This window comes from Micromonospora sp. NPDC005257 (genome assembly GCF_042872445.1).
Classification (GTDB): domain Bacteria; phylum Actinomycetota; class Actinomycetes; order Mycobacteriales; family Micromonosporaceae; genus Micromonospora.
Window position 1 is genome coordinate 53,786 of record NZ_JBIAKL010000008.1, and the last position, 17,080, is coordinate 70,865.

20 protein-coding genes are annotated in these 17,080 nt (G+C 73.8%); 13 read left to right on the top strand and 7 right to left on the bottom strand.

What is annotated here, in order from left to right:
- The first annotated feature begins 15 nt into the window (after positions 1-15).
- Positions 16-1,065 (top strand): ROK family protein, encoded by a 1,050-nt coding sequence (locus ACFYO8_RS18010; protein WP_355093690.1) that lies wholly within the window; start codon positions 16-18, stop codon positions 1,063-1,065.
- Positions 1,066-1,075: 10 nt separating this feature from the next.
- Here ACFYO8_RS18010 and ACFYO8_RS18015 read toward each other — a convergent pair whose 3' ends face one another.
- Both ACFYO8_RS18015 and ACFYO8_RS18020 read right to left on the bottom strand, forming a co-directional pair.
- The gene (locus ACFYO8_RS18015) at positions 1,076-1,276 is read right to left on the bottom strand and encodes a DUF397 domain-containing protein (protein ID WP_355093688.1); all 201 of its coding nucleotides are present in this window, start codon (positions 1,274-1,276) and stop codon (positions 1,076-1,078) included.
- Positions 1,273-2,124 carry a helix-turn-helix transcriptional regulator gene (locus tag ACFYO8_RS18020; RefSeq protein ID WP_354865857.1) on the bottom strand — a complete coding sequence of 284 codons (852 nt, stop codon included), beginning with the start codon at positions 2,122-2,124 and terminating at the stop codon, positions 1,273-1,275. The genes ACFYO8_RS18015 and ACFYO8_RS18020 overlap by 4 nt, the downstream gene beginning before the upstream one ends.
- A 236-nt stretch (positions 2,125-2,360) precedes the next feature.
- Here ACFYO8_RS18020 and ACFYO8_RS18025 point away from each other — a divergent pair, with 236 nt between their 5' ends.
- Both ACFYO8_RS18025 and ACFYO8_RS18030 read left to right on the top strand, forming a co-directional pair.
- Positions 2,361-2,579: a hypothetical protein gene (locus tag ACFYO8_RS18025; protein WP_354865855.1), complete on the top strand. Its 219-nt coding sequence runs from the start codon at positions 2,361-2,363 to the stop codon at positions 2,577-2,579.
- 163 nt (positions 2,580-2,742) lie between these two features.
- A complete protein-coding gene (locus ACFYO8_RS18030) occupies positions 2,743-3,846 on the top strand; it encodes a D-alanine--D-alanine ligase family protein (RefSeq protein WP_355093686.1) in 1,104 nt (367 codons plus the stop codon).
- A gap of 15 nt (positions 3,847-3,861) precedes the next feature.
- Here ACFYO8_RS18030 and ACFYO8_RS18035 read toward each other — a convergent pair whose 3' ends face one another.
- On the bottom strand, positions 3,862-4,452 hold the full coding sequence (locus ACFYO8_RS18035) for a DUF3515 domain-containing protein (RefSeq protein ID WP_354865851.1): 591 nt from the start codon (positions 4,450-4,452) through the stop codon (positions 3,862-3,864).
- Positions 4,453-4,686 (bottom strand): Lrp/AsnC ligand binding domain-containing protein, encoded by a 234-nt coding sequence (locus ACFYO8_RS18040; protein WP_013284547.1) that lies wholly within the window; start codon positions 4,684-4,686, stop codon positions 4,453-4,455.
- A gap of 162 nt (positions 4,687-4,848) precedes the next feature.
- Here ACFYO8_RS18040 and ACFYO8_RS18045 point away from each other — a divergent pair, with 162 nt between their 5' ends.
- Together ACFYO8_RS18045 and ACFYO8_RS18050 are read left to right on the top strand one after the other, a co-directional pair.
- Positions 4,849-5,796: a thiamine-phosphate kinase gene (locus ACFYO8_RS18045; protein WP_355093684.1), complete on the top strand. Its 948-nt coding sequence runs from the start codon at positions 4,849-4,851 to the stop codon at positions 5,794-5,796.
- A 76-nt stretch (positions 5,797-5,872) separates the two neighbouring features.
- Entirely contained in the window at positions 5,873-6,340 is a 468-nt protein-coding gene (locus ACFYO8_RS18050; protein WP_354865848.1) for a GNAT family N-acetyltransferase, read from the top strand.
- Here the strand turns inward: ACFYO8_RS18050 and ACFYO8_RS18055 are convergent.
- Together ACFYO8_RS18055 and rpmB are read right to left on the bottom strand one after the other, a co-directional pair.
- On the bottom strand, positions 6,337-7,593 hold the full coding sequence (locus ACFYO8_RS18055; RefSeq protein WP_355093682.1) for an ATP-grasp domain-containing protein: 1,257 nt from the start codon (positions 7,591-7,593) through the stop codon (positions 6,337-6,339). The two genes, ACFYO8_RS18050 and ACFYO8_RS18055, sit on opposite strands and share 4 nt — an antisense overlap.
- Before the next feature lie 225 nt (positions 7,594-7,818).
- A complete protein-coding gene (gene rpmB / locus ACFYO8_RS18060; protein WP_013284551.1) occupies positions 7,819-8,010 on the bottom strand; it encodes a 50S ribosomal protein L28 in 192 nt (63 codons plus the stop codon).
- A gap of 210 nt (positions 8,011-8,220) precedes the next feature.
- Between rpmB and ACFYO8_RS18065 the strand changes: the two genes are divergently transcribed.
- The 3 genes from ACFYO8_RS18065 (at position 8,221) to ACFYO8_RS18075 (ending at position 13,060) form a co-directional block, all read left to right on the top strand.
- Entirely contained in the window at positions 8,221-9,834 is a 1,614-nt protein-coding gene (locus ACFYO8_RS18065; protein WP_355093680.1) for a DAK2 domain-containing protein, read from the top strand.
- Complete coding sequence (gene recG, locus ACFYO8_RS18070; protein WP_355015010.1) at positions 9,831-12,032, top strand: ATP-dependent DNA helicase RecG; 2,202 nt, start codon at positions 9,831-9,833, stop codon at positions 12,030-12,032. The genes ACFYO8_RS18065 and recG overlap by 4 nt, the downstream gene beginning before the upstream one ends.
- Positions 12,033-12,124: 92 nt before the next feature.
- The gene (locus ACFYO8_RS18075) at positions 12,125-13,060 is read left to right on the top strand and encodes a serine hydrolase domain-containing protein (RefSeq protein ID WP_355015011.1); all 936 of its coding nucleotides are present in this window, start codon (positions 12,125-12,127) and stop codon (positions 13,058-13,060) included.
- A gap of 65 nt (positions 13,061-13,125) precedes the next feature.
- Here the strand turns inward: ACFYO8_RS18075 and ACFYO8_RS18080 are convergent, their stop codons facing one another.
- Positions 13,126-14,088: a cell wall anchor protein gene (locus ACFYO8_RS18080; RefSeq protein ID WP_355015012.1), complete on the bottom strand. Its 963-nt coding sequence runs from the start codon at positions 14,086-14,088 to the stop codon at positions 13,126-13,128.
- Between the two features lie 246 nt (positions 14,089-14,334).
- On the opposite strand from ACFYO8_RS18080, the gene rsmD reads away from it, so the two are divergent.
- The 5 genes from rsmD (at position 14,335) to rpmF (ending at position 16,981) form a co-directional block, all read left to right on the top strand.
- Positions 14,335-14,898: a 16S rRNA (guanine(966)-N(2))-methyltransferase RsmD gene (gene rsmD, locus ACFYO8_RS18085; RefSeq protein WP_354865836.1), complete on the top strand. Its 564-nt coding sequence runs from the start codon at positions 14,335-14,337 to the stop codon at positions 14,896-14,898.
- Positions 14,895-15,371, top strand: a complete 477-nt coding sequence (gene coaD / locus ACFYO8_RS18090; RefSeq protein ID WP_354865834.1) for a pantetheine-phosphate adenylyltransferase — start codon at positions 14,895-14,897, stop codon at positions 15,369-15,371. Before rsmD ends, coaD begins: the two co-directional genes overlap by 4 nt.
- 245 nt (positions 15,372-15,616) lie before the next feature.
- Positions 15,617-16,114, top strand: coding sequence for a hypothetical protein (locus ACFYO8_RS18095; RefSeq protein WP_354865832.1), 498 nt, complete (start codon positions 15,617-15,619; stop codon positions 16,112-16,114).
- Between the two features lie 124 nt (positions 16,115-16,238).
- On the top strand, positions 16,239-16,802 hold the full coding sequence (locus ACFYO8_RS18100) for a YceD family protein (RefSeq protein WP_354865830.1): 564 nt from the start codon (positions 16,239-16,241) through the stop codon (positions 16,800-16,802).
- A 5-nt stretch (positions 16,803-16,807) separates the two neighbouring features.
- Positions 16,808-16,981, top strand: coding sequence for a 50S ribosomal protein L32 (gene rpmF / locus ACFYO8_RS18105; protein ID WP_030500827.1), 174 nt, complete (start codon positions 16,808-16,810; stop codon positions 16,979-16,981).
- Positions 16,982-17,080: the final 99 nt, after the last annotated feature.

Here is a 17,080-nt window from a genome sequence, read left to right on the forward strand (position 1 = left end):
CGGGAGGCGGTGGCGGTGGACAGCGCAGGTGTGCCGGTGGTGGTGGGGCTGGACAACGGGGGCACGAGCGACAACGCCACGGTGCTGACCGTCGACGGCCGGTTCCTGGTGGACGGGCTGCTGGAGATCCCGAGCGACGTCGGCGCCGGCCCGGAGGCGGCGGTGGAGGCGCTGGCGCGGGCGTTCGACGGCGTGCTGGCGCACACCGGCGTGCCGCGTGACCTGGTCCGCGCGGTCGGGCTGGACACGCCCGGCCCGGCCAGCGCCACCGGCGTCATCTCCTCCCGCGGCTCGACGAACTTCTCCCAGCCCGCCTGGCGCGGCTTCGACGTGCGCAGCGCGCTGGAGCGGCGGCTGGGCCTGCCGGTGGTGTACGCGAACGACGGCAACGCCGCCGCGCTCTACGCCCATCACGTGCACTTCGGCGCCGCGGCGATGGCACGGTCGTCGGTGTCGGCGATCGTCGGCACCGGACTCGGCGGCGGCGTGGTGGAGTCCGGCCGGGTGGTCGGCGGCGCGGCCGGCATGGCCGGCGAGTTCGGGCACGTGCACATCCCGCTGGACGGCCTGGTCGAGCCGGACCAGGCGGCGCCGGTCTGCGCCTGCGGCTTCACCGGGGACGCGGAGAGCGTCGCCTCGCTCACCGCGATCCGGCGCAACCTGCTGCCGTACTGGCTGGCCCGGCACCCGGAGCACCCGCTCGCGGCGGAGGAGCCGGACCGGGCGGCGAAGCTGCTGCGCGGATACGGCGAGCGGGGCGACCCGCTGGCCCGCCTGGTGTTCACCCAGCAGGCGAAGGCGCTGGGCCGCCTGTTCACCATCGCGGCCAACTTCACCGATCCGCACGCGTACTTCGTCGGCGGGGGTGTGGTGGAGGCGGCGCCGGAGTTCCGGGACTGGTTCCTCGCCACCGTCGCCGAGCACACGGTGCTCCGGGAGGAGCAGCGGGCGGTTTCCACCTTCGCGCTGGTGCCGGACCGGGACATGGCCGGGGCGCGCGGGGTGGCCATCGCGGCGCTGGAAGCGGTACGCGGCACCCGCACCGCCGCCGCCCCTCTCGGCTGACGCGGACCGCTCAGGCGCCCGGCGGCGCGGCGGTGAACGCGGCCCAGGCGTGCGGCGCGAACACCAGCACCGGGCCGGCCGGATCCTTCGAGTCGCGGACCGCCACCGCGCCGGTCAGCGAGGCCACCTCCACGCAGGCGCCCTCGTCGCCGCTGTGGCTGCTCTTACGCCAGCCGGCCGGCGCCGGGGCGGCGCGGTTCGTGCCGTTCATCTGGTCACCTCTCGTTCCAGGCGGAGGAGCTGGTCCCGACTGGCCGCCGGGCTCAGCGCAACGGTCCGCAGGTGCTCCATGATCTTGACGCAGGTGCGCAGGTCACCCGGCCGGTCCAGGATCATCTGCCCGGCGACGGTCTCCACCGAGGCGATGATCGGATCCTCCGGGTCGGCGAACTCCAGGATGTGCAGTGATCCCCGGGTGCCCCGGTGGTAGCCGGCGGCCAGCGGGATCACCTGCACCGTCACGTTCGGCAGCTCGATCGTCTTCAGGAGGTGCTGGAGCTGGCCGGACATGACCGAGCGGTCACCGACCGGGCGCAGCAGCGCGGCCTCGTCGATGATGGCGTCGAGGATCGGCGGCTCGGCGCCGGAGAGCCGCTGCTGGCGATCCAGCCGGAGCCGGACCCGTTGCTCCACCTGCTCGTCGCTGAGCGTGTGCGGCCCGCCGCGCATCACCCCGCGGATGTAGTCGGCGGTCTGGAGCAGACCGGGCACCACCGACGGCTCGAAGTTCGCGATGCCGGTGGCTTCCGCCTCCAGCGCGATGAAGTCGATGGTGCGGCGGTCCAGCAGGTACGAGTAGGAGACCCACCAGCCCGGCTTGCGGGCGTCCTTTGCCAGTTCCACCGCCGCGGCGATGTCGGCCGGGTCGACGCCGTAGCTGGTCAGCAGCGCGCGCACGGTGGCGGGACTGACGAGCGTCTGGGCGTTCTCGTAGCGGGACAGCGTGCTCCGGGTGCTGTTGATCTCGTCAGCCGCGGCTTCCAGCGTGAGCCCGGCGGCTTCCCGGTGGGTTCGCAGGGCGATGCCGAGCCGTCGGGCCCGGGCGGTCTTCGGCGCCATGTATCGATGATCGCACATCTTTTGGGAAAGCGGGCATGAGAGAAAGTCGATGAGAGTTGCATTCATGCTTGTAAACATGCCAATGTGTGACGGCGTCCTCACCGTCGGTTGTCGTGGCGACGGTGGCGGTGAGCGACCGGAGGGGACGGGGCGCGCGGTGGCCGGATCTCTTACTCCCCCACGATCCGGCCGCCGCGTGCCCCTGCTGGCCCCACGAGACGGGGAGGGGATCCGCGATGACCAGGTTCCTCGTGGTCCTCACCGACGTGCGTCCGAGTGCGTGGCGCGACGAACGGACCAGTCCCGAGCGCCGCCGTCAGGTGGTCGGCGCGAGCAGCCGGGAGGCGGCCGACCGGATCGCCGGCGCCTTCATGGCGCTGGGCATGGTGCGGGCCGGCCGGCAGCGGGTGAAGGTCATCGCGGTCGGCCGCAGGCCCCGGCACCCGGCCTGGTGAGCACCGTTCCGTTACTCCCCGTATATGTCACCTTGACCGTTTGCCACGCGACTCCGCCTCTCTCCGGGTAACGACCACCGCTTGCGGCAACGCACAGTAAGGTCAGTCGGGTGAGCGCCACCGGCGAGCACGGCCAGCCGCAGCCGCGAACGATGAGGTGACAATGACCACCCCAGGTAAGACCCGTGTGGCGATCGTCTTCGGCGGCCGCAGCCCCGAACACGGCATCTCCTGCGTCAGCGCGGGCAGCGTGCTGGCCGCGCTCGACCCGGACGAGTTCGAGGTGATCCCGGTCGGCATCACCCGGCAGGGCCAGTGGGTGCTCGCCAACGGCGACCCGAGCCGGCTCGCCATCGCCGACCGCAAACTGCCCGAGATCACCGCCGGCTCCGGCGCCGAACTGGTGCTGCGCGCCGACCCCGCCCTCGGCGGCCTGATGGTGCTCGACCCGGCCCAGGGGCCGGTGGCGCTCGCCGACGTGGACGTGGTCTTCCCGGTGCTGCACGGGGCGTACGGCGAGGACGGCACCATCCAGGGGATGCTGGAGATGGCCGACCTCCCCTACGTCGGCGCGAACGTGTTCGCCTCCGCCGCGGCCATGGACAAGGAGTTCACCAAGAAGCTCTGCGCCGCCGAGGGCATCCCGGTCGGCCCGTACGCGGTGCTGCGCGCCGGCATGTCGCTGAGCGAGGAGGACCAGGAGCGCCTGGGCCTGCCCGTCTTCGTCAAGCCGTCCCGGGCCGGCTCCTCGTTCGGCATCACCAAGGTCGACGACTGGGCCGACCTGGACGCCGCGCTCGTCACCGCCCGCGAGATCGACAGCAAGGTGCTCGTCGAAAGCGCGGTGGTGGGCCGCGAGATCGAGTGCGGCGTGCTGGAGGGCGAGGCGGGTGGCGCTCCCGAGGCGTCGGTGCTCGCCGAGGTACGGATGATCGGCGACCGCGACTGGTACGACTTCGAGGCCAAGTACATCTTCGCCGACGAGGTCTGCGAGTACGACGTGCCGGCCGACCTCCCCGAGCCGGTCGCCCGGCAGGTGCGCGACTACGCCACCCGGGCCTTCACCGCGCTGGACTGCTCCGGCCTGGCCCGCGTCGACTTCTTCGTCACCCCGCAGATGGACGTCTACCTCAACGAGATCAACACGATGCCGGGCTTCACCCCGACGTCGATGTTCCCGCGGATGTGGTCGGCAAGCGGGCTGGAGTACCCGAAGCTGGTGAACCGTCTGATCCGTACTGCCCTGCACCGCCGCGCCGGCCGCTGACCGGCCGGCCGGGCGTCAGGCGGAGCAGCCCGAGGGGGCCTGCTTCGCCGAGGGGACCGAGCTGACGATCGTGTCGGAGATCGAGGTCACCCACTGCAGCGGCGGCTCGTACGACTTCGGCACCCGGACCCGGATCGGGGTCTCCCGGTCGACGGTGGTCAGTACCGTGGCGTCGGCCTCCTCGGCCGCGTGCCAGCAGACCTTGTTGACCGTCCACACCTCGTCGGTGGGCGGGAACTGCGCCGGGCTGCCGCCGCAGGCCACCGTCAGCGCCGGGTCGCCGTACGCGGCGTTCTGTTCCGGGCCCGCGGTGACCGGACGCTGCGGCAGGTCACGCACGCGGTCCGGAAGCTGCGACATCAGGGCCCGGCAGAGCACGGTCGGGCGCTCGGCCAGCGCCGGGGCGGGCATCTCGACCGGCGCGCTGGACTGCGCCCGGGGACTCGCCGACGCGCTCGGCTCGGCCTCCGGCGACTCCGGGGCGAGCTTGGCGAACGTGAACGCGGCCACCGCCACGGTCACCGGCACCGCGACGAGCGTGGCCCAGAGCGCGGCACGGCGGGTGCCGCCGTCCCGGCGGGGAGAGGAGGTGTCCTTCTCGTCCACTTACAGCCGCACCACCGAACACGTGAGGGTGCGGGTGATGCCGGGCACCATCTGCACCTTGCTGACGATGAGTTTGCCGAGCTCGTCGACGGTGTTCGCCTCGGTGAGCACGACCACGTCGTACGGCCCGGTGACGGCGTCGACCCGTACCACACCGGCCAGATCCGCGATCAGACCGGCCACGTCACGCGCCCGGCCGACCTCGGTCTGGATGAGGATGTACGCCTGTACCACGACTCGACCTCCGTCCGTCGCCTCCGGGCGACCTGAAGGGTGAAACTACCGTACTGAGCGGCCGTGATCCCTATCGGTTGCCGGTCGGACGCGGTGAGCGAGCACACGCCGGTACGGGTGGGGTGGGACGTGCGGAACGACGCAGCGGAGCGAGGGAACGGAATGACTGTCACTGATGTCGGCGAGTTCGGCCTGATCGGCCGGGTGACCGCCCGGCTGGCGCAGGGACGGAACTGCCTGCTCGGCCCCGGCGACGACGGCGCAGTGGTGGCCGCGCCGGACCGGCGGGTGGTCGCCTCGACCGACGTGCTGGTGGAGGGGCGGCACTTCCGCCGGGACTGGTCGTCGGCACGGGACGTGGGCCACCGGGCGGCGGCGGCGAACCTCGCCGACATCGCCGCCATGGGCGCCACCCCGACCGCCCTGCTGGTCGCGCTCTGCATGCCGGCCGAGCTGGACCCGGCCTGGGCCGAGGAACTGGCCGACGGGCTGGGCGCGGAGGCGGCGCTCGTCGGCGCGAGCGTGGTCGGCGGGGACATGTCCGGCAGCCCGACGCTCACCGTCGCGGTGACAGCGCTCGGCGACCTGGCCGGCCGCGCCCCGGTGGTCCGCTCCGGCGCCCGGCCGGGGGACGTGGTGGCGCTTGCCGGGCGCACCGGCTGGTCGGCGGCGGGCTACACCGTGCTCTCCCGGGGCTTCCGCACGCCCCGGCTGCTGGTCGAGGCGTTCCGCCGCCCCGAGGTGCCGTACGCCGCCGGACCGGCTGCCGCAGCGGCAGGGGCCACCTCCATGATCGACGTGTCGGACGGGTTGCTGGCCGACCTCGGGCACGTGGCGACCGCCAGCGGCGTGGCGATCGACCTGAACCGCGACGCGTTCGAGGTGCCCCGGCAGATGCGCGACGCGGCGCAGGCGCTCGGCGTCGACCCGTACACCTGGATCCTGGCCGGCGGCGAGGACCACGCGCTGGCGGCGACGTTCCCCGGGGACGCCGCGCTGCCCGACGGATGGCAGCCGGTCGGGCGGGTGGCCGACGGCGCCGGGGTCACCGTCGACGGCGCCGCCTACAGCGGCCCGCGCGGCTGGGACCACTTCAGGCGAGCGGAGTAGCGGGTCCGGAGTGATCTGCGTCCGACCCCGGGCCGCCCGGCCGGGGCCGGACCGGCGGCGGTCGTAACCTGGCACGGTGAGCGAGATCGAGATCCGGGAGCGGCGCTTCGACGCGCCCGAGTCGCAGGCGCTGATCCGGGCGGCGCTGGCCGACCTCGGCGCCCGGTACGGCGGCAGCGGCGACGAGACCCCCGTCGACGCGGCCGAGTTCACCCCGCCGGACGGCACGTTTCTCGTCGCCTACCTGGACGGGCGGCCGGTGGGCTGCGGGGGCTGGCGCAGCCACGGCGACGGCGACGACACGGCCGAGCTGAAGCGCATGTACACCGACCCGGCGGCCCGGGGCCGGGGCGTGGCCCGCGCGGTGCTCGCCGCGGTCGAGCGATCCGCCCGCGACCACGGCCGCAAGCGGATCGTGCTGGAGTGCGGCGACAAGCAGCCCGAGGCGATCGCCATGTACACCTCGGCCGGTTACGAGCGGATCCCGAACTTCGGCTTCTACAAGGACGCCCCGGGCTGCCTGTCGTACGGCCGCACCCTCTAGCCCACCGAGATGCGGATCTCGCTCGCGGCGCGGCGTACGGCATCCGCGGCCTCGTCCGGTGTCGCGCCCCAGGCCATCAGGTGCCCGCTGCGGTGCGCCGAGGAGAGCAGCTCCGGCACGATCTGACCGACCTTCGTCTCCACCTGCACGTCGAGCACGCCCGGCACGCGCAGCGCGTCGCGCCGGCCGTCCACGGCGGTGACCCGGCCGGGCGGCGCGATCAGGAACTCGATCGCCGCCGCGCCGCTGGCCCGTGCCGGCAGCGCCGGCCGTTCGCCGCGCAGCACCCGCAGGTACGCCTCGATGACGTCCCGCTCGTAGGCGATCGAGATGAGCGCGGTGATCATGTCGCCGGGCATCCGGGCCGCGCACTCCACGAGCGTCGGCACGCCGTCGACCAGGATCCACTCGCTGTGCAGCATGCCGCTGCGGAAGCCGGCCGCCTCGGCGAGGCGTACCGTGGCGGACCGCAGCGCGTCGTGCGCGGCGGCGGGCAGCGCGGACGGCACCGTGTGGCCGGTCTCGACCGGGTAGCGGCCACCGGCGATCCGCTTGTCGGTCACGTTGGCGAAGATCACCTCGCCGTCGGCCACCAGCAGCTCGACGCTGTGCTCGGAGCCGACCAGCAGCTCCTCCACCAGCACACCGGTGGGCAGGCCGCGCTCGGTGGCCTCGGCCGGGTCGGGCGGGGCGGCGCTGGCCGCCCAGTGGGCCGGCACCTCGGCTGGCTCGGTGATCAGTTGCACGCCCAGGCTGCCCGAGCGGCGGGTGGGCTTGAGCACGCACCGGCCGCCGTGCGCCTCGGCGAACTCCACCGCCCGCGCCGGGTCGTCGACCAGCTCGTACGCCGGGTTGGCCAGCCCGATCCGGTCGGCGAGCAGCCGCATCCGGTGCTTGTCGGAGAAGACGTCGGCGGCCTCCACCCCGGCGCCCGGCAGGCCGAGCCGCTCGGCGAGCCGGGCGGTGGCGCCGACCGCGTACTCCAGGCCGGGCAGGACCAGCCGGGCGTCGGCGAGGCCGGGCTCGCGGGCGAGCAGGGCGTCCGCGTCGAAGCCGGTCTGGTACTCGGCCACGACGAGGCGCCCGATCATCGGCAGCCGGTCGGCGAACCGGGCCAGGTTGCGGCGGGCGGCCACGTCCGGCTCCTCGATGAGCACCACGCTGCCGGGCGGCAACTCCTGGTCGAACCAGCTCAGCGAGCCGAACGACGCGCCCACCACCACCAGTTGCTCGCGACCCAGATCGAGGTCCACCGGTCACACCCTCCCCACGGCTCGCGCCGGAACCGGACGGCCGGCGCAGCAGCACCCTAACCGGCTGGTTCCAGCAGGTCACCGGGCGGTCGGTCAGGGGTGCCAGGGCGGCTCGGCCGATACCGAGCCGGTGGGTGCGGCGGGTTGCCGGACACACGACAGAAGCCGGCGGACCCCCGAAGGGATCCGCCGGCGACCGACGATGTTTCCGGTGGCGCTACCGCGTCAGGCGCGGGTGACCTTGCCGGCCTTGATGCACGAGGTGCAGACCTGCAACTTCTTGGTGGTGCCACCACCGGCCGGGGTACGCACCGACTGGATGTTCGGGTTCCAGCGGCGGTTGGTCCGCCGGTGCGAGTGGGACACGTTGTGGCCGAAGCCCGGCCCCTTGCCACAGACGTCGCACACGCTAGCCACGGGATACTCCTGGGATTGAAACGTTCATGAGGTCGCCGCCAGGCGCTGCCCGGGCAACCTGGTCAGGTTACCCGATGACAGTCGGTACGCCCAACCGGCCCTTTCGCGAGCCCACCCAGCGTACCGGCGTCCCGGCCGGGCCGTTCGCCGGGGCGGACACGCGGCGGACGACCCCGGCGCGTGTCGGTACGCGCCAGTAGGCTTCCCGACGTGCTGGAGACCCTCGACGCCGCAGCGGTACGCCGCTGGTGCGCGAGCGGGCTGGCCGCCCTCCGCACCCACCAGGGCGAGATCGACGGCCTGAACGTCTACCCGGTGCCCGACGGCGACACCGGCACCAACCTGGTGCTCACGCTCACCTCGGCCCAGCAGGCCCTGGCCATGGACCTCGGCACGCTCCCCGACGACGGGCACACCCCGCACGGGCACGCGCTGCGGCTGATGGCCCGGGGCGCGCTGCTCGGGGCACGCGGCAACTCCGGCGTGATCCTCTCGCAGATCCTGCGTGGCCTCGCCGACACACTCGCCGCCGTGCCCGCGGTGCGCGGGCGGCAGCTCGCGGACGCCCTGTCCGACGCCACCGCCGCCGCCTACGCCGCAGTCGCCCGGCCGGTCGAGGGCACGCTGCTGAGCGTGGTCTCCGCCGCGGCGCACGCGGCCCGCCGGGCGGACAGCGACGACCTGCGCGCCGTGGCGGGGGCCGCCGCCGAGGCGGCGGCGCACGCGCTGGCGCGTACCCCCGAGCAGTTGCCGGAGCTGGCCCGCGCGGGCGTGGTCGACGCCGGCGGGCGGGGCCTGTGCCTGCTGCTGGACGCGCTGGTCGAGGTGATCACGGGGGAGAGCCCGGCGCAGCCGGCGCCCGCGCCGCCCGTCCGCCGCGCGCCGGCCACCGCGGTGCGGGAGAGCGGCTCCGACGCGTACGCCTACGAGGTGCAGTACCTGCTCGACGCGGACGACGAGGCGGTGGCCCGGCTGCGCGCCGAGCTGGACGCGCTCGGCGACTCCCTGGCGATCGTCGGCGACGGCGCCGGCACCTGGAACGTGCATGTGCACGTCAACGACATCGGGGCGGCGGTCGAGGCGGGCGTGGTCGCCGGCCGCCCGCACCGGATCGGCGTGACCCGCTTCGCCGACCGGGCCGCCCCGGCGCCCGGACCCCAGGCGCCGCTGCCCGAGGGACGGGCCGCTGTGGTGGTGGCCACCGGCGCGGGCATCGCGGAGCTGTTCGCGGCCGAGGGCGCCGTGGTGGTGCCCGCCAACCCGTCCACCGGCGAGCTGCTCGACGCGATCCGGGCCACCGGCGCCGCCCGGGTGGTGGTGCTGCCGAACGACCCGAACACCCAGTCGGTGGCGAGCGCGGCGGCCAGGGAGGCGCACGGCCTGGGCGTGAAGGTGAGCGTGGTGCCGACCCGCTCGCCGGTGCAGGCGCTCGCGGCGCTGGCCGTACGCGATCCGAAGCGGCGGTTCGAGGACGACGTGATCGCGATGGCCGAGGCGGCCGGCGCCTGCCGGTACGCCGAGGTCTGCCACGCCGCCCGGGAGGCGCTCACCGTCGCCGGACCGGCCCGCCCGGGCGACGTGCTGGCCCTGGTCGAGGGCGAGGTGCACCTGATCGGGCAGGATCTGGTCGACACCTGCACCGCCGTGGTCGACCGGATGCTCGGTGGCGGCGGCGAGCTGGTCACGCTGCTCTGCGGCGCCGATGCGCCGGCCGGGCTGGCCGACCGGGTCCGCGCGCACGTCGAGAGGGCGTGGCCGTTCGTCGAGGTGCAGGCGTACGAGGGCGGTCAGCCGCACTATCCGCTCCTGGTGGGGGTCGAATGACGGGTGAAGCGGCCACTGTCGACACGCCGCTGAAGAAGCTGGTCGGCGAGCGCACGGCGAAGGCGCTGGCCGGGCATCTCGACCTGCACACCGCGGGCGACCTGATCTACCACTTCCCGCGCCGGTACGACGAGCGCGGCGAGCACACCGACATCCGCTCGCTCGACGTGGGGGAGCAGGTCACGGTGCTCGCCCAGGTGCAGCGCACCGCCGTGCGCCCGATGCGCCAGCGGCGCGGCAACCTGCTGGAGGTGACCGTCGGCGACGGCTCCGGCGGCCTGCTCACCTGCACGTTCTTCGGCAACCAGGCGTGGCGGGAGCGGGAGCTGCGACCCGGCCGGTGGGGCCTGTTCGCCGGCAAGGTGACCGAGTTCCGGGGCAAGCGGCAGCTCAACGGCCCGGAGTACGTCCTGCTCGGCGAGGGCGGCGAGGGAGAGGCGGCGGCGAACGAGGAGGTCGAGGAGTTCGCCGGGGCGCTGATCCCGGTCTACCCGGCCGCGGCGGCGGTGCCGACCTGGGTGATCGCCCGCTGCGTCCGCGTCGTGCTCGACACGTTCACCCCGCCGGAGGACCCGTTGCCGGCCACCGTGCGGGCCACCCGCAACCTGGCCGACATCGGCACCGCGCTGCGTGAGATCCACCGCCCGACCAGCAAGGAGGCGCTCTACCGGGCCCGCCGCCGGCTGAAGTGGGACGAGGCGTTCGCCGTGCAGCTCACGCTGGTGCAGCGCAAGCACCGGGCGGCGGCGTCGCCGGGACGGGCCCGGCCGGCGAAGGCGGGCGGCCTGCTGGACGCGTTCGACGGCCGGCTGCCGTACGAGCTGACCTCCGGCCAGCAGGTCGTCGGGCGGGAGATCGCCGCCGACCTGGCCCGGGCGCACCCGATGCACCGGCTGCTGCAGGGCGAGGTGGGCTCCGGCAAGACCGTGGTGGCGCTGCGCGCCATGCTCCAGGTGGTCGACGCCGGCGGGCAGGCCGCGCTGCTGGCCCCGACCGAGGTGCTCGCCGCCCAGCACCACCGGGGCATCCTCGACCTGCTCGGGCCGCTCGGCCGGGCCGGTGAGCTGGGTGCCGCCGACGACGCCACGAGGGTGGAGCTGATCACCGGCTCGCTCGGCGCGGCGGCCCGGCGCCGGGCGCTGGCCGAGGTGGCCGAGGGCCGCGCCGGCATCGTGCTCGGCACGCACGCCCTGCTGTACGAGGGCGTCGACTTCCACGACCTCGGCCTGGTGGTCGTGGACGAGCAGCACCGCTTCGGCGTGGAGCAACGCGACGCGCTGCGCGCCAAGGCCGAGCAGCCGCCGCACGTCCTGGTGATGACCGCCACCCCGATCCCGCGCACTGTCGCCATGACCGTCTACGGCGACCTGGAGACCTCCACGCTGTCCCAGCTTCCGCAGGGCCGCTCGCCGATCGCCTCGCACGTGGTCCCGGCCGCCGAGAAGCCGGCGTTCCTCGATCGGGCCTGGCGCCGGCTGCGCGAGGAGGTCGCGAAGGGCCACCAGGCGTACGTGGTGTGCCCCCGGATCGGCGAGGGTCCGGTGTCGGACGAGGAGGCGCCGCGGGAGGACGACAACGGCCGGCGCCCGCCGCTGGCGGTGACCGAGGTGGCCCCGCTGCTGGCCGAGGGGCCGCTGCACGGGCTGCGGATCGGGGTGCTGCACGGGCGGTTGCCGGCCGACGAGAAGGACGCGGTGATGCGCGCGTACGCCGACGGCGAGCTGGACGTGCTGGTCGCGACCACTGTGGTCGAGGTCGGCGTGAACGTGCCGAACGCGACGGTGATGATCGTGCTGGACGCCGACCGGTTCGGCGTCTCCCAGCTCCACCAGTTGCGCGGCCGGGTCGGCCGGGGCTCGGCCGCCGGTCTGTGCCTGCTGGTCACCGAGGCGGTGGAGGGATCCTCCGCGCGGGAGCGGCTGGACGCGGTCGCCTCCACCACCGACGGCTTCAAGCTCGCCGAGCTCGACCTGGAACAGCGCCGGGAGGGCGACGTGCTGGGCGCGACCCAGTCCGGCCGCCGCTCGCACCTGCGGCTGCTGTCGCTGCTGCGGGACGCCGAGCTGATCCGCGACGCGCGGGCCGAGGCGATCGAGCTGGTCGAGGAGGACCCGGATCTGTCCCGGCATCCGGCGCTGGCGGCGTCGGTCGCCGCGCTCGTCGACGAGGAACGCGCCGAATACCTGGAGAAGGGCTGACGCACGAGGGCGGCGGCCGGCGTGCCCGGTGAACGCGCTGGTGCGGGTCCGCGGGACTGCGGCACCCGCGTCGCGTGCCTAGGCTCGCGCAGATGTCGACACCATTCCTCGAACGCGGTGTGCTGCTGCTGGCCCGGGGCGACGAACTCCTTGTGGACCGGGTCGTCGGGGCGGCCGACGAGACGTCCGGCCGACCGTGCACCCCGGCCACGCGGTTCCAGATCGCCTCGATCAGCAAGCAGATGGCGGCCGTGGCGGTGCTGCTGCTCGCCGAGCGCGGCGCGCTGCGCCTGACCGACCCCGTCACCCGGTGGCTGCCCGGCACGCCGCCGCCGGAGTGGTCCGGCATCACGCTGCACCATCTGCTCACCCACACCTCCGGCCTGGGCCACTGGGAGGAGTACCCGGCTGTCGACCTGCACGGGCCGGCCGAGCCGGACGAGCTGCTCGGCCGGTTCGCCGCGCTGCCGCCGCTGTTCCCGCCCGGGACGGGGTGGCACTACAGCAGCCCTGGCTACGTGCTGCTGGCCCGGACCGTGGAACGGGTGGCCGGGCGGCCGTACGCCGGGTTCCTGGCCGAGGAGGTCTTCGCGCCGCTGGGCATGACGGGCAGCTTCGCCGGTGCGGGCGACGACCGGCCGGACGTGGCGGTCGGGCACGAGGACGGCCGTCCGGTGCCGTCCTGGGACCTGGCGACGGTGAGCATGGGCGCGGGTGACGTCTGGTGCACCGCTGCGGACCTGCTGACCTGGCTCGACGTACCGCGCCGGGGCCGGCTGCTCACCCCGGCCTCGGTGGCGGCGCTGACCACCCCGCACGCGCCGACCGGCCGGCCCGGGGAGGCGTACGGCTACGGGTTCTTCGTCGGCCCGCTGGCCTGCCGGCGGGCGGTGCACCACTCGGGGGACAACGGCGGCTACAAGGCGTTCGCCGCCTGGCTGCCCGACTCGGACGAGCGGCTCGTCCTGCTGGCCAACCAGGCCGAGGTGAACCCGGCCGCTGTCACGTCGGTGCTCGACACCGTCTGAGCCGTCGGTGGCACGCAAATGGCGAGGGCGCGCCGACCGGGTGGTCGGCGCGCCCTCGGTGGGGATCAGGCGGTGAAGCGGATCCGGCGGCGGCGGGCCAGCACGAACAGCACCGCGCCGGCGGCCAGCAGCAGCGTCGCGCCACCGGCGACGGCACCCGCCGCCGGGCCGGTCACCGGCAGGCCGCCACCCTGGCCGGAGCAGTCGTCCGGCTGGGCGTACGGAATGGTCTCCGCGTCCTCGACCACGTCGTACTTCACCGTGACCTTGAGGCCCGGGTAGGCGTCGAACCCGACCGAGCTGGTCCTGCCCGGCTCGGAGACGAGCTTCCTGGTGACGCCCTTCTCCGTGGTGAGCGTGGCGGTGAAGGGCACGCCGTCGGCCGGGTTCTCCACGACGAAGGTCATCGAGTCGCAGTCCTGGTCCAGCTTGAAGATCGGCTCCGCAGGCTGGGCGGGAGAGCTGGGCGGGACGGACGGGCTCGACGGGACGGACGGGCTCGGCGGGACGGACGCCGACGGTGTCGGGGTCGGCGAGACGGGCGTGCTCGGCGAAGGGCCGGCGCTCGGCGGCGTGCTGGGCGACGGCGACGGTGACGGGCTCTGCGCCGCGCAGTTCCGTTCCGGGCGGGCCGTCACGGTCCGCTCGCCGTCGTGCGACTTGCGGCCCCGCTCCCAGTGCGCCCCGACGGTCAGCTTCAGCTCCGGGATCGGGCCGGAGAACGTGTGGGTCTGGGTGCCGGTCAGCGGGCCCTGGCCGGCCGGCTTCAGTTCCGCGCCGACGGCCAGTCCGCCGCCGATCGCGCCGGGCACCGTGGATTCGAGCCTGGTGATCCGGCCGGAGATGTCGGTCTCGCTGCTGATCACCGACCAGGTCACGGTGACCGTGCCGTTCGCGGCGGCGCAGTAGCTGCCGGACGGCTCGGGGTGGTGGGCGGCGGCCGGGCCGGCGACGGTGGCGACGCCCGCGAGGCCGAGCAGCGTGCCGGCGGTGAGGGCGGCGGCACGCCGGAGGTGGAGACGGTTCACGCCTACTCCTGACGAGGGGAGGATGGGAGAGACCGGGCGGAGGAACCGAAGCCACGCGTCCGCCTGGCAATCGGGCCAGACCCTAGCGAGATCGACAGTGCGGGCGTCACCGTGATCGAAAGGTCGTAAAGGGTCCGTTATGCATTTGAGATCGTTGATGTACATCGAGTCACTGATCGTCGCGCCGGGTACGTCGTTCGCGCCTCGCGGCGTCGCGTAGCGTCGGGGCATGCGCAGAGGGCGACGGTGACCCGGATCGTGGCCGGCACGCTCGGCGGCCGGCGGATCGCCGCGCCGCCCGGCGCCGGCACCCGACCGACCTCCGACCGGGTGCGGGAGGCGCTGTTCAGCGCCGTGCAGTCGCACGTCGACCTGGACGGGGCGCGCTTCGCCGACCTGTACGCCGGTTCCGGCGCGGTCGGTCTGGAGGCGCTGTCCCGGGGCGCGGCACACGTGCTGCTCGTCGAGTCCGACGCGCGGGCCGCCCGGGTGGTCCGGGAGAACATCGCCGCGCTCCGTGCCGCGCCGGCCGCGCGCCTGGTCACCGGCAAGGTCGCCACGGTGCTGGCGGCAGGTCCGGACGGCGGGCCGTACGACGTGGTGTTCGCCGATCCGCCGTACGCGGTGCCGGATTCCGAGATCACCGCCATGCTGGCGGCGCTCGTCGACGGCGGCTGGCTCGCCCCGGACGCCCTGGTGGTCGTCGAGCGGTCCAGCCGTACCGGACCGGTCACGTGGGTGGAAGGTGTCACTCCGGAGCGCAGCAGGCGTTACGGCGAGACCACTCTTTGGTACGGTCGCCGATCATGAGACGTGCGGTCTGCCCGGGCTCGTTCGACCCGGTCACCAACGGACACCTGGACATCATCGGCCGGGCCAGCCGGCTCTTCGACGAGGTGATCGTCGGGGTGCTGATCAACCAGTCCAAGCAGGGCCTGTTCACGGTCGAGGAGCGGATCACCATGCTCCAGGAGGTCACCGCCTCGTACGACAACGTCCGGGTGGAGTCGTTCCGCGGCCTGCTCGTCGACTTCTGCCGTGCGCAGCAGGCGAGCGTCCTGATCAAGGGTCTGCGTGCGGTGAGCGACTTCGACTACGAGCTGCAGATGGCCCAGATGAACATCGGCCTGGCCGGCGTGGAGACGCTGTTCATGCCGACCAACCCGCTCTACTCGTTCATCTCGTCCAGCCTGATCAAGGACGTGGCGAAGTGGGGCGGCGACATCTCCGCGCACGTCCCCGACCTGGTCCGCGAGCAGCTCTCCGCCCGCCTCCGCCCCTGACCCCCCGCCCCCGCCCGCCCGGCCCTCGCGATCTTGCACTTTCGGCCCGGACATTCCTCCCGCAAGGGACGAGTGCCGGGCCGCAAGTGCAAGATCGCCGGGGTGGGGGCGGGGGAGGGAGGGAGACGCGCGGGTGGGGCGGGTGGGGTGCTTGTGGCTCCGGCGCGACATGATGTCTGCAGCGCCGAAGCCGGGCGCAGGCCGCATGATGGAGGGCGGCCGACGAAGACAGGAGTGAGGTACCGGTGGACCCGCTCGATCGCATCGACGAACTGATCGCCATGGTGGAGCAGGCCCGCTCCGTCCCGATGTCGCGCAACAACTGCATGGTCGACCGGGGCGAGATGATCGCCGTGCTCGACGAGTTGCGCGCGGAGCTCCCCGCCGACCTGCGCCGCGCCGCCGCGCTGCTGGAGGAGCGGGACAAGATCATGGAGGCCGGCAAGCGCGAGGCCGACCGGATCATCAGCGAGGGTGAGGCGGAACACGCCCGGCTGGTCTCGGTCAACGAGATCACCGTCTCGGCCGAGCACGAGGGCGCGCGGATCATCGGCGAGGCGCGGGCCGAGGCGCAGCGCCTCCGCGAGGAGGTCGACGACTACGTCGACACCGCGCTGGCCAACTTCGAGCAGTTCCTCACCCGGGCGTTGGCCTCGATAGAGCGCGGCCGGGACAAGATGCACGCGCTGCGCGAGATCGGCACCTTCGGCGGGGACGAGACGGACCGCCCGCTACCCTTCTGAGCGGCGCGCGGGCCGGTCGCCGACAGCCGGCTGCCGCCGGGCCGGAGGTGAGCCCCCGGTTCGACGGTCCGCCCCCCAGCCAGGTAACCTTCTTTGTCGGCCTCTCGACGGCCGGAGTCTGACTATGCCCAAACACTCGCCAAGCACACTCAACCCCAGGTCGCCGCTGGTCCTCGACACGAGGGAACTGCCGCGCCGACCTGGCGCGTTGCGTACGCACAAGCGGGTCGTGCCGGCACCGGCGGACCTCGGCGTGGAGTTGATCGGCGTGCCGGAGGGCGCGGACCTCGACCTCGACCTGAGGTTGGAGTCGGTGTCCGAGGGCGTGCTCGTCTCCGGGACCGTCACCGGTCCCGTCAAGGGCGAGTGCGGGCGCTGCCTGCGCGAGATCGACGACTCGTTGGCCGTGACGATCCAGGAGCTGTACGCGTACGAGAACAGCACCACGGACGACACGGCCGACGAAGACGAGGTGGGCCGGATGCAGGGCGATCTGATCGACCTGGAGCCGGCGTTGCGGGACGCGGTGGTGCTGGCGCTGCCGACCAACCCGCTCTGCCGGGAGGACTGCCCAGGGCTGTGCCCCGAGTGTGGGGTGCACTGGGACGATCTGCCGGCCGACCACAGCCATCAGCAGGTCGACCCGCGTTGGGCGAGCCTGACGCAACTGACCCGTACAGAGGAGTAAGAACCGTGGCCGTCCCCAAGCGCAAGATGTCGCGCAGCAACACCCGCGCCCGCCGGGCGAACTGGAAGGCCTCGGCGGTGGCGACCGTGGCCTGCCCGCAGTGCAAGTCGGCCAAGCTGCCGCACGCCGCCTGCTCCGTCTGCGGCACCTACAACGGCCGCCAGGTCCTCGAGGTCTGACCCGGCTGCCGAGTGACGTCCCCGACCGCCGGTCGGGTGACGCGCGCACCAAGGCTCTCGCCCGGTGCCCCGGCTCCCTCCGCCGCCGACCGGCTTCCG